The organism is Nocardioides pelophilus, assembly GCF_014180685.1.
Classification (GTDB): domain Bacteria; phylum Actinomycetota; class Actinomycetes; order Propionibacteriales; family Nocardioidaceae; genus Nocardioides; species Nocardioides pelophilus.
This window is the reverse complement of sequence record NZ_JACEHF010000076.1, coordinates 6,947-18,782: the sequence shown is the minus strand read 5'-3', so window position 1 is coordinate 18,782 and position 11,836 is coordinate 6,947. Positions and strand designations below refer to the sequence as shown.

The following is an 11,836-nucleotide window of genomic DNA, read 5'->3' as shown; positions in this document are numbered from 1 at the left end:
CGTGGGCGACGTCGGCGATCCGGGGACCGCCGGCCACGACGACGATGAAGATGCCCTGCAGCCGGCCGCGAACGGCGTCGGCCGCCGAGGACTGCAGGATGCTCAGCCGGAACGCCGCCGACGCCATGTCGGCCGCGCCGCCGACGATGAGCATCACCACGGCCGCGCTCAGCATCCACGGGACTGCGCCGGACACCTGGTCGGCGACGGCGACGGAGACTCCGAAGCCCACCATCGCCAGGCCCCACACGATGATGCACCAGACGACGGCCTTGCCCTGGGCGTCGATCCGGGAGACCCAGCCGGAGAAGACGCCGCCGATCACCGCGCCCGCGGGGATGCCCGCGAAGAGCAGGGCGAACGCCAGCCCGCCCGACTCGGGCCCGGCGAAGCTCTCGTGCGCGATCTCGGGGAAGAGCGCCCGCGGCATGCCGAAGACCATCGCGATGATGTCGACGACGAACGACATCATCAGCACCGGGTGGCCGCGCAGGTAGGCGATGCCCTCGATCACCGAGCGCAGCCCCGGCGGCCGTCCGCTCGCACCCTCGACCCGCAGCGGCGGCAGTCGCAGCACGGCGCCCAGCGTCGCGAACAGGCAGAACGTGTCGATCAGGTAGAGCCAGGAGAAGCCGAGCACCGGGATCAGCGCACCGGCCACGAGCGGTCCGGCGATGGCGCCGGCCTGGAAGACGGTCATGTTGAGGGAGTTGGCGGCGGGCAGCAGGTCGTCGGAGACCAGCTTCGGCAGGATCGCACTGCGCGTCGGCTGGTTGATCGCGAAGAACGCCTGCTGCACCGAGAACAACCCAAGCAGCAGCCAGACCCTGTCGCCGGCCAAGCTGCCCATCGTGGCCTGCAGCCAGAACAGCGCACTCGTGCCGATCAGCCCGGCGGTCGTGACGACGAGCAGCGTGCGCCGGTCGAAGTGGTCGGCGAGCGCGCCGCCCCACAGCCCGAAGACCACCAGCGGCACCAGGCCGAAGACGCCGGTGAGCCCGACGTACGCCGACGAGCCGGTCTCGGCGTAGATCTGGGCGGGCACCGCGACCACCGTCAGCTGGGCACCGATGACGGTGACGATGTTGGCCGTCCAGAGCCGGCGGAAGTGCGGGACGGCCAGGGGTCTGGTGTCGGCGAGGAGCCTCTTCATCCGTCGTACGGGACGTGCGCGGTCCACCCGGCGTCGGGGCGGGAGACGGCCGCCCACATCGCGTCGGCGATCGGCGCAGGGGAGAACGGCCCCTTCTTGCCCAGCACCCCGTTGACCTGTACGGCGACCGCGCGGACGCCGAGCGGCGCGAGGGTCGCGTCGATGCTGGTCACCAGGTTGCNGGGTCGCGTCGATGCTGGTCACCAGGTTGCGCACGGCGGCCTTCTGCACGCCCAGCGACGCGGCCGCGGCGGACGGCTTGTCGGCTGCCGCGCTCCCCGTCACCAGCACCCGGGCGTCGGCGGCGAAGTGGGGGTGGGCGGCCTGGACCGCCGGCAGCAGCGCGCCGGCGCCGAGCGCGACGTCCTCGAGCAGCTCGGGGACGGTGAGGTGCAGGGGGTCCTTCTCGCGCCACGCACTCGGGTTGAAGTGGAGGACGTCGATCCGCCCGTACTTGAGCCCGATGCCGGCGACGACCCCGGTCACCGAGACCGGATCGGTGAGGTCGACCCCCACGCCCTCGGCCTGGTGCCCCTCGTCGCGGAGCGTGGCGGCCAACGACTCCGCGTCGGCCGTCGTGCGGGTGGCGAGCACGGCGACGTACCCCTCGCGCGCGAAGCGGCGGGCGACCGCGAGCCCCAGCCCGGGGCCGGCCCCGAGGACGACGTAGACGGGTGCACTCATGGCGAAACTCTAGGCGTGAGGGCTGGGCGCCTACGGGACGGCTATTGGATCGGCGGCCAGCAGTAGCGGTAGAACGGCAGGTCCCTGAAGGGTTCCGGGTCGTTGTCGCCCTCGGTGAAGGAACCCACCACCTCCGCGGTCCTGACCAGCTTGCCGAGCACGCCCCGGTCGAGGACGCTCTGCTTGTCCACCGGCGCCCGGAGCTCGATCCGGTTCTCGAGCGAGGCCTGGAGCACGTCGCGCTGGTAGGCCGCGAACCGCTCGCGGCCGGCGGCGTACTCCGGGCTGTCCCGGTAGACGACGACCACCCGCGACCCGCCGCGGAACCGCTTGCGCGACTGGCCGTCCGCGGCGATCTCCGACTCTGCGCTCGTGGTGATGACGTGCGCGCCGCCGCCGAGGATGTTGCTCGGCTGGTCGAGGGTCACCTGGGCGCTGTAGCAGTCGGAGGGCCGGACGCCGACGATCGCGAGGTAGGACTCCAACAGCTCCGCGCCGGTGCTGGGCAGGTAGGGGAACGGCGACGGCACCTGGAACCGCTGCTTGTGGTCGGGAGCGACGACGCGGCGGATGTCGCCCCAGTTGAGGACCGCGACGTGCACGTCGGGCTGGGGCAGCACCTGCAAGGGTCGCTGCGCCTGCAGCTGGGCTCCGACCCCGACGCCGACCTCGGACGGGTGCAGCACGACCAGACCGCCGACGCCGATGACGACGTACGGCGTGCCGCCACCGTCTCCGCTGCCGCTGCTCCCGGCGTCCACCTCGGGGAGGCGCGCGACCCCGAGGCACTGCTCCGGCCCGAGGTCGGCCGCACGGAGGTACTCCAGGCCGAGGTCCTCGTCGACGATCGACGGCTCGCCGGGGCGCCGCGCGGCCCAGCGCTCGCGCGCGTTGAAGCCGGCCACGGTCGCCGGCGGCGCCGCCGGCATCCCCGGCGTCGCCGCGTGCACGACCTCCCACTCGACGACCGAGGCCTTGTTGATGCCGAAGCCGCCGACGATGTGGTCGGGCACCCGGTAGAGGCCGTACACGAGGTCGGGGCGGGCGGCGAGACCGGCGGTGCCGAGCCAGGCCGCCAGGTCCTTGACGCTGTTCTTGGGGTCGACCGCGATCCGGGTCATCGTGATCGGCAGCCGCGCCGGCGCGAGGTACGGCGTCCGCGCCTCCTCACGTTGGGCGCGCTCGTGGGCGGACTGCGCCTCCCGGTCGACGCTCACCGCGGGTGTCGGCGGGGGCGGTGGCGGCGCCTTCTTGCCGAACGGGTTGCGCAGCGTGTCCATGAACTCGGCCTTCGAGGCCTCCCACTGGCTGCTCGCCGAGATGCTGGTGAGCCGTTCACGGTCCGGCAGCGGTCCGTAGAGGTAGTCGCCGGCAGGCCCCCACAGCACCCGTCGGGCCCGCTCCTCCGCGATGATCTGGTCGGCGTTGTCGGCCATCTGCTGCTGGGCCTGGGCGAGGGAAGCCTCGTACTGTGCGCGTTGCTCGGGCGTCCACCCCGCCATCTGCTCCTCGGTGAGGCGGCCGCCGTTGGCCATCGACTGCTTGCTCAGCTCGATGCCGCGCTTGATGTTGGCCGGGCTCATCGCCTGGGCCGCCTGCTTGAACTTCTCGAACACCATCGGTCAGACCACCTTCCCGCGCGCGCCCCACACGATGAGGCCGACGCCTGCCAGGACTACCACGACACTGCCCACCAGGAGCCCGTAACCGACGTACTGGAGCGTCTGGTTGGACTCGTGCACGATCATCGGGAGGTCCCGCTCCTCGCCGAACACGTCCGTGGAGGTGGCGAAGCACTCGAGCTCGGTCGAGCCGCCCTCGCCCTCGAACTTGCCGACCGTGGCGTACTGCCCGGCCCGGGTCACCGAGGAGACCTGCCGGTCGCCGCGGATCGAGTCCTCGCTGCCGTCGGGGTGACGGATCGTGCAGCGCACGTCGCGCGCCACGTCGGTGTTGAACGCCCGACCACCGCCGGTCTCGTTGATGATTCCCGTCCCCAGCGCCACGACGTACGTCGAGCCCTCGTCGGCGTCGAGGGTGACGCGGCCGGGCACGCGCCCCTGCGCGTCGGGGTCCAGGGACTCCCACTTGCCGACGCCGACGATGATCACGAGCGCAGCGACGAGCATGGGCACGGCGAGGAACAGGATGCCGAGGACGCCGAGCACGATGCGCACCCAGCTCCGCTTGCGTGGACCACCGACCCCGACCACGGCCCCAGACTCTCAGGAAATCGTGTGGCAGGTTGTCGTATCGGCAGCTACGTGTTCGTGGTGAGGATGGAAGGCGGTCATCGGAGGCCGCCCCGGAGTGAGGAGATCGACATGCCGCACTACCTGCTCGCCGTCCACGGCAGCGAAGAGGACTACGCCTCGATCCCGGAGGACGAGGTCCAGGAGATGTACGCCGCCACCGGGCGCTTCAACGACAAGGTCCGCGAGGCCGGCATCTGGGTGTTCGCCGGCGGCCTCGAGCCCGCCGAGACCGCCACCGTCGTCGACGGCACTGGCGAGACCCCGGTGGTGACCGACGGCCCCTACCTGGAGACCAAGGAGCACATCGGGGGCTTCTGGATCATCGACGCCCCCGACCTCGACGCCGCGCTCACGTGGGCTGCGGAGGGCTCCAAGGCCTGTGGCGGCAAGGTCGAGGTCCGGCCGTTCCAGTCCGAACCTGCCTGAGCCAAGTCGTTGGTCGAGGAGGCCTTCGGCTTGCGGATCGAAGAAAGGCTCACTGTGGTGGCGTCACGAGACCCGTCGTCGGGCCGCGCTATCGAGCGGGTCTTCCGGGAGGAGTACGGCCGGCTGATCGCCACGCTGGTGCGTCGGTTCGGCGACATCGACCTCGCCGAGGACGCCGCCGGCGAGGCGCTGGTCGCGGCGCTCGAGAAGTGGCCCGGCTCCGGCGTACCTCCCAACCCCGGCGGGTGGTTGACCACCACCGCCGCCAACCGCGCGATCGACCGGCTCCGCCGGGAGAAGCTGCGCGACACCAAGCACCGACAGGCCGCTGAGATGTACGACGACACACCGCACGGATCGACCGGGCCGTTCGATCCCGGCGAGGACGAACGGCTCCGGCTCATGTTCACCTGTTGCCACCCGGCGCTCGCGCCGGAAGCGCGGATCGCCCTGACCCTGCGGCTGCTCGGCGGCCTGACCGTCCCGGAGATCGCGCAGGCGTTCCTCGTGCCCGAGGCGACGATGGGGCAGCGGATCACCCGTGCGAAGAAGAAGATCGCCGCCGCCAAGATCCCCTACCGGGTGCCGGAGGCGGCCGACCTGCCGGGCCGGGTGGCGACCGTCCTCGCGGTGCTCTTCCTCGTCTTCAACGAGGGCTACCTCGCGACCGGCGACGGCGAGCCGGTGCGCACCGAGCTCACGGCGGAGGCGATCCGGCTGGCGCGGATCCTGCACCAGCTGATGCCGGACGAGCCCGAGGTCACCGGTCTCCTCGCGCTGCTGCTGCTCACCGAGGCGCGCCGGGAGGCCCGGGTGCGGGGCGGCGAGCTGGTGCGGCTCGACGACCAGGACCGTGGCGGCTGGGACCGGGAGCTGATCGCCGAGGGGCATGAGCTCGTGCGTCGGTGCCTCGCGATCAACCGGCCGGGTCGCTACCAGATCCTCGCCGCCATCAACGCCGTGCACACCGACGCCCCGACCGCCGACACCACCGACTGGTCGCAGGTCGCGGCCCTCTACGACCAGCTCGCACGGCTCGACCCGTCGCCCGTCGTCGCGCTCAACCGCGCGGTCGCGGTCGCCGAGCTCGACGGCCCGGAGGTGGCTCTGGCCCAGGTCGACGGGCTGGTGGCGACGGCACCGGTCCTGGCGTCGTACCACGCCTTCCACGCCACCCGCGCCGACCTGCTGCGGCGGCTCGGCCGCAGCGCCGAGGCGCGGGAGGCGTACGACGCCGCGCTCGCCGTCTGCGACAACACCGCCGAGCGCGCCTACCTGACCCGTCGCCGCGGCGAGCTGGTGTGAGCGCCGCCTAGTCTTGGCGGGGTGACGCTCTCCCCCCTTCCGCTGCCTGCTTCCGACGACCCCGCCGCCTGGGGTGAGTGGGTCCAGTCGCGCTCCGCCACGGAGCTCGACCGGGCGCGCACCCTGGTCGACCGGCTGCGCTCCGACCCGCCGTCCGATCCGCTCGAGGTGCTCCGCATCTGGGACCGGGCGACCGGCCACCTCGGCGGGGTCGCGGCCTGCGGCTCGCTGTTCGGCAACGTCCACCCGCACCAGACGGTGCGCGACCTCGCCGACGCCGCCGAGCAGGAGGTCGACAAGCTGGCGACCGAGTGGAGCCTCGACCGCGCGCTCTTCGAGGTGTTCGCCGGGCTCGACGGCCAGGATCTCGACGGCCAGGGTCTCGACGGCCAGGGTCTCGACCGGACGGCGGCGCGGCTGCTCGAGAAGATCCGCAAGGACTACCGGAGGTCGGGCGTCGACCGCGACGACGAGACCCGGGCGCGGATCACCGCGATCCGCGACCGGCTGACCGAGCTCGACCAGGAGTTCAGCAAGGTCGCCCGCGACGACGTCCGGACCATCCGGGTCGATCCCGAGCGGCTCGCGGGGCTGCCCGACGACTGGCTGGAGGCCCATCCCGCCGACGACGACGGGCTGGTCACGGTGACCACCGACTACCCGGACGCGATCCCGGTGCGGATGTTCGCGCACGACCAGGACGTGCGCCGCGACATCACCACCGCGTTCCTGCAGCGCGGCTGGCCGACGGCCGAGCCGCTGCTGGAGGAGATGTTCGCCCTGCGCCAGGAGCTGGCCACGCTGGTCGGCTACCCCGACTGGCCGTCGTACGACGCCGACGTGAAGATGATCGGCTCGGGCGCGGCCATCCCGGAGTTCATCGAGAAGATCGTGGCGGCCGCCGAGGAGCCGATGCGGGCCGACCTCGAGCTGCTGCTCGAGCGCTACCGCCGCGACTACCCCGACGCGACGGAGATCCCGCTCTTCGACTCGTTCTACTACCAGGAGCAGGTCCGCCAGGAGCAGTACGACGTCGACTCCCAGCAGGTGCGCACCTACTTCGCCTTCCCCAAGGTCCGGCAGGGCCTGCTCGACGTGACCGGCCGGCTGTTCGGACTGCGCTACGAACCGGTCGACGTACCCGTGTGGCACGAGGACGTGGCGGTGTACGACGTCTACTCCGAATCGGGACGGGAGGTCCCTGATGAGCCGAGGGACGAGGCGTCTCGAAGGGTCGGGCGGATCTACCTCGACCTTCACCCGCGCGAGGGCAAGTACAAGCACGCCGCGCAGTTCACGCTCACCGATGGTGTCGCCGCCAGCGACGGGTTCCGCCAGCTGCCGGAGGGCGTGCTGGTCTGCAACTTCGCGCGCGGGCTGATGGAGCACGACCACGTGACCACGCTGTTCCACGAGTTCGGGCACCTGCTCCACCACCTGCTCGCCGGGCACGGCGAGTGGTTCCGCTTCGCGGGAGTGGCGACGGAGTGGGACTTCGTCGAGGCGCCGAGCCAGATGCTGGAGGAGTGGGCGTGGGACCCGTCGGTGCTGCGCACCTTCGCGACCAACGACGCGGGAGAGCCGATCCCCGTCGAGCTGGTCGAGGCGATGCGGCGCTCCGACGACTACGGCAAGGGGATCTACGCCCGGACCCAGATGTTCTACGCCGCGATGTCCTACTGGTTCCACGCCGACGAGGCCCGGCGGGCGGCCGGTGAGGAGGTCGCCTCGCTCACCGACCGGATGGTGGCGCTCCAGCGCAAGTACGCCGCGCTGCCCTACCTCGAGGGCACCCACATGTTCGCGTCGTTCGGCCACCTCAGCGGCTACAGCTCGGCGTACTACACCTACATGTGGTCGCTGGTGATCGCGAAGGACATGTTCAGCGCCTTCGACCCGGCGGGCACCGGCGACCTCTTCGACGAGACCGTCGCGGCCCGCTACCGCGACCGGGTGCTCGCCCCCGGCGGCACCAAGGACGCCGCCGACCTGGTCGCCGACTTCCTCGGTCGCCCGTACTCCTTCGACTCCTACGCCGCCTGGCTGGCTCGCTGACGCGGGCGCCCGTTTATCAAGGTATGTAGGCGAACGGTCGCTTCCCTGCCCCAATTCGACTTGGGAAGCGGTCACTCGTCTGCATCCCTTGATGAACGGGCATGTCCGCGCCTTGCGTGGACCGAATCCTCGCGATACTCTAACGATATATCGCGACATACTGACGAAAGGTCGCACAAGGGAGGAACCACGATGCACGGCTTCAGCAAGAGCTTCGGTCCGTTCTGGGCCGCGATGGGGGACTGCGGTCCCCAGCAGGAGAACCAGCGCCAGCACCGACCCGGCCCGTGGGGCAACCCGTGGGAGCGCGGCGCGTCGCACCACCGCGGCGGGGGCCCCGGCGGACCGCCGCCGTGGCTCGCGGGGCTGCTCGGGATGGGCCGGCCCGAGGGGTCGCGCGGCGCGCGGGTACGACGCGGCGACGTCCGCTCGGCGATCCTCGACGTCCTCCGCGCCGCCCAGGAGCGCGACGAGGCGATCAACGGCTACCAGGTGATCCAGCAGATCACCGATCGCAGCGGCGGGGCCTGGCGCCCCAGCCCGGGCTCGGTCTACCCGACCATCCAGCAGCTCGAGGACGAGGGCCTGGTCGAGACCGACGACGAGCGCGGCCGGCGGGCGCTGCGACTGACCGAGGCGGGCTCGGCGTACTGCACCGAGAACGCCGAGGACCTCGCTGCGGTGTGGGCACCGTTCGAGCGGGCCGAGGCCGAGTGGCCCGGTGAGCACGCCGACATCAAGGCCGAGATCCCCCAGGTGATGAGCGCCGTCTGGCAGATCGTCATCTCCGGCGACGAGGCCCAGCGCCGGGCCGCGGTCGAGGTCCTGGTCGAGGCGCGGCGCCGGCTCTACGGGATCCTCGCCGACGGTCCCGCCGCCGACGAGGCCACCGACGACGAGTGACCGAGGACGCCTGAGTCTCACCCGCGGAAGCCACCACTAGGCTGCCGCGGGTGAGAACCGTCCGGGGTGCGGCTGTCGCCGCAGCGCTCGCGCTCGGCCTGAGCACGTGGCCGCCGTACGGCGCCGCGACGGCCGCCGCGGCCGAGCCGGTCGACCTCGGGGGACAGCCCGTCGACGGCAGCACCAACCCCGCCGAGCCCAGCCGGGTCGAGGCCGGGCTCTGGACCTCGGCGCTCGGCCCGAGCTCCCAGCCGCAGTACTTCAGCTACGAGCGGCAGATCGAGGACAGCAGCGTCCACGTCGGCGTGGTGGGCACGCCGCGGACCGCCGACTACGACGGGTTCACGATCGCGGCCACCGCGCCCACCCCGGAGGACCCCGCGGGCGCCGACTGCGGCAGCGGCGACGCGTCGTCGGACACGACCTACTTCGACGCGCCCATCGGCGACGAGGTCCTCGTCGGCGACGAGGACTCCGCCGACGACCCCTGCCGGTCCGCCGCCACCATCACGGTGACCATCGAGCGCTACTCCACGTCCAGCACGGAGCCGCTGCCGATCGCGATCAAGATCGTCGAGGAGGCACCGGTCACCACCCCCGGCGAGCCGGTCGCCGAGGACGCCGAGCTCGGCTACGACCTGCCGGAGCCGGTCGACCCGGTCGACCGCCCGCAGGGTGCCGGCTCCTTCGACGACGCTCCGATCGTCGACGCCCAGGACGGCCCGGTCACGATCGCGGCGGAGGTCACCGAGGGCACCACCCTGCTCTGGCGGGTGCCGCTCGCCTGGGGTGACCAGGTCGTCGCGCGCGCCGACCTCCCGCCGGTGGACGCGGAGGACCCGGTCCTCGGTGTGGGCGTGCAGGTCCGCCTCGTCCAGCCGAGCCGCGACACCTTCGCGCTGACGACCTCCGAGGACTACTACTACGGCGACTACGGCGACTACGGCGAGGACCCGGCCGTGCTGGTCGCGGCGTCCCACCCGCTTCGCTACGACAACCGCTACCGCGACTTCGAGCCGAGCCTGCCCGGCGACCACTGGGTCGCGGTGAGTGTCGAGCCGGCGCCCGAGGACCGCGAGCCGACAGAGGTCGCGGTCGACCTCACGATCGAGGTGCCGCACGTCGACGGCGAGGAGCCGACGTACAAGGCCGCCGTGCTCGCCCAGGGCGGTGGCGCGGGGCCCGAGGGCTACACGCCGGAGACGCCGTACCTCGTCGGCGACGGCGAGTTCGCCGCCGTGGCGTCGGGCAACCCCTTCACTCCCGTCGGCGACGACGACGAGGCGTGGTGGGGTCCGCGCCGGGCGATCGGCATCGGTGTCGGGGTGCTGAGCCTCGCCTGCTGCGCCGTGGCCGCCGGGTGGCTGAGCCGTCGCCGCGCGGCTAACCGAGCAGCAGCCACCCGCTAGCGACCAGACCGAGCAGGCCGGCCACCAGCAGCAGCACCGGCGCGAGCACGCCCGTCCGAGCCGGCGCCGGGAGCGGCTGGTGGAGCGTCTCCTCGTGGGTACGACGCGGCGGCGGTGGCGGCGGTAGCGGCCCTGCCGGCCCCACGGTCGGGGCGCCCGTGAGGGCGGCGGCCGGAGCGGACGGCGGTGGAGGGGGCGGCGGGGGAGTCGCGGTGAAGGCCGCCGTGGCCTGATCGATCCCGGCGCCGGGAAGCGGCGGGAACACGTCGGTGATCGTGATCGGGTCGGCCGGGTCGGGCGGCAGCGCGAGCAACAGCCGCAGTGCCGGATGGGCGCGGAGCTGGGCAGCCGTCGGCCGCGCCGCCGGGTCGTACGCCGTGGCCGCGGCGATCAGGTCCACCACCGCGTCCCGCGCGGGGTCACCCGTGCGCAGGCTCGTCGTGTCGAGCGGCGCCGGCTCGCGCGGCGGCTTGGTGGCCGTGAGCATCTCGAGGGTGACCATGCCGAGGGCGTAGACGTCGGCGCTCGGGTCGGGGTCCGCGCCCAGGTGCTGCTCGGGGGGCATGTAGCCGGCGGTGCCGATCAGCATCGCGACGTGGGTGAGCCGGGCCTCGTCGGTCGGCACCGCGATCCCGAAGTCGCCGAGCCGGAGGTGGGGCACGCCGCGCCCGGTGGGCTCGAGCAACAGGTTGCCGGGCTTCACGTCGCGGTGCACGATGCCGGCCGCGTGCACGGCCTCCAGCGCCTGCAGGGTCTGGTCGACGAGCCGGCCGATCCAGCGCGGCGGGAGGGCGCCGTGCTTCCGGATCAGCATCGACACCGAGCCGCCGGCGACCAGCGGCATCGTGAACAGCACCCTGTCGTCGACGCCCGCCCAGGACTGCGGCGTGACGATGTGGGTGTGGTCGATCCGCAGGCCCTGCTCGCGCACGAACCGCAGCAGCATCGCGGCGTCGCTCTGGTGGAGCATCTTGGCGGCCTTCAGCTGGCCGTCGGCCCGGTCGTGCACCCGCCACACGGTGCCCATCCCACCCGCTGCGATCGGGTCGATCAGCTCGTAACGACCGGCGAACACCTCACCCATGCGCCGAGCCTAGTCGCGGGTCAGCCGAGCTTGACCGCCCGATGCAGCCAGACCGAGCTCGGCGCCATGCCGACCTTCTCGTAGAGGGTCAGGGCCCCCGTGCGGCTGTCGGTCGACAGGGCCCCGGTGAGCGCGCCGCGCTCCCGGCCGGCCGCGAACGCCGCGACGAGCAGCGCCTGCGCGAGCCCCAGGTTGCGGTGGTCGCGGCTGACCGCGATCCGCGCGACGTAGGTCTCGATGCCGTCGCCGGCGTCGGTGTTGACCGCGAACACGGCACCGACGATCGCGCCGTCGGGACCGGTGACGACCTGGACGTTCCAGGGCTCGAACCCGGGACGGCCCCAGACCTCGGCCAGGAAGTCGTCGAGCGACTGCTTGTCGCGCTTGGACCACTCGAGGAACGCGTCCTCGATGGTGTGCCAGACCTGCTCCTGGTCGGCCTCGTCGGCGATCCGCAGCGCGTAGCCCGTGGGCAGCGGCCGCTCCTCGATGCTGCGGCCCTCGGGCAGGCGGAGCACCCAGCTCGTCCAGCGCACGTGGTAGCCGAGGGCCTCCAGCAGCG

The 11,836-nt window shown here is 72.4% G+C and carries 10 protein-coding genes; 5 read left to right on the top strand and 5 right to left on the bottom strand.

From position 1 onward, the window contains the following. From H0488_RS23660 to H0488_RS13305, 3 genes are all read right to left on the bottom strand, one after another. Positions 1 to 1,837: MFS transporter (locus H0488_RS23660; RefSeq protein WP_220794550.1), on the bottom strand; the 1,837-nt coding region annotated here is incomplete at its 3' end. 41 nt (positions 1,838 to 1,878) lie between these two features. Then, positions 1,879 to 3,456: a hypothetical protein gene (locus H0488_RS13310; protein ID WP_183099759.1), complete on the bottom strand. Its 1,578-nt coding sequence runs from the start codon at positions 3,454 to 3,456 to the stop codon at positions 1,879 to 1,881. 3 nt (positions 3,457 to 3,459) lie between these two features. Continuing rightward, positions 3,460 to 4,014, bottom strand: coding sequence for a hypothetical protein (locus H0488_RS13305; protein WP_183099758.1), 555 nt, complete (start codon positions 4,012 to 4,014; stop codon positions 3,460 to 3,462). Positions 4,015 to 4,161: 147 nt separating this feature from the next. On the opposite strand from H0488_RS13305, the gene H0488_RS13300 reads away from it, so the two are divergent. The 5 genes from H0488_RS13300 to H0488_RS13280 all read left to right on the top strand — a co-directional run bounded on the left by H0488_RS13300 (position 4,162) and on the right by H0488_RS13280 (position 10,190). Continuing rightward, entirely contained in the window at positions 4,162 to 4,518 is a 357-nt protein-coding gene (locus H0488_RS13300) for a YciI family protein (protein WP_183099757.1), read from the top strand. Between the two features lie 54 nt (positions 4,519 to 4,572). After that, a complete protein-coding gene (locus tag H0488_RS13295; protein WP_376768469.1) occupies positions 4,573 to 5,823 on the top strand; it encodes an RNA polymerase sigma factor in 1,251 nt (416 codons plus the stop codon). A gap of 21 nt (positions 5,824 to 5,844) precedes the next feature. Next, positions 5,845 to 7,878, top strand: coding sequence for a M3 family metallopeptidase (locus H0488_RS13290; RefSeq protein ID WP_183099755.1), 2,034 nt, complete (start codon positions 5,845 to 5,847; stop codon positions 7,876 to 7,878). A 192-nt stretch (positions 7,879 to 8,070) separates the two neighbouring features. Then, positions 8,071 to 8,781, top strand: a complete 711-nt coding sequence (locus H0488_RS13285; RefSeq protein WP_183099754.1) for a PadR family transcriptional regulator — start codon at positions 8,071 to 8,073, stop codon at positions 8,779 to 8,781. 50 nt (positions 8,782 to 8,831) lie between these two features. Next, complete coding sequence (locus H0488_RS13280; RefSeq protein WP_183099753.1) at positions 8,832 to 10,190, top strand: hypothetical protein; 1,359 nt, start codon at positions 8,832 to 8,834, stop codon at positions 10,188 to 10,190. On the opposite strand, the gene H0488_RS13275 is transcribed toward H0488_RS13280, so the two are convergent. Both H0488_RS13275 and H0488_RS13270 read right to left on the bottom strand, forming a co-directional pair. After that, positions 10,165 to 11,274, bottom strand: coding sequence for a serine/threonine-protein kinase (locus H0488_RS13275; protein WP_183099752.1), 1,110 nt, complete (start codon positions 11,272 to 11,274; stop codon positions 10,165 to 10,167). The genes H0488_RS13280 and H0488_RS13275 overlap by 26 nt on opposite strands. A gap of 20 nt (positions 11,275 to 11,294) precedes the next feature. After that, positions 11,295 to 11,836: GNAT family N-acetyltransferase (locus tag H0488_RS13270; protein WP_246372062.1), on the bottom strand; the 542-nt coding region annotated here is incomplete at its 5' end.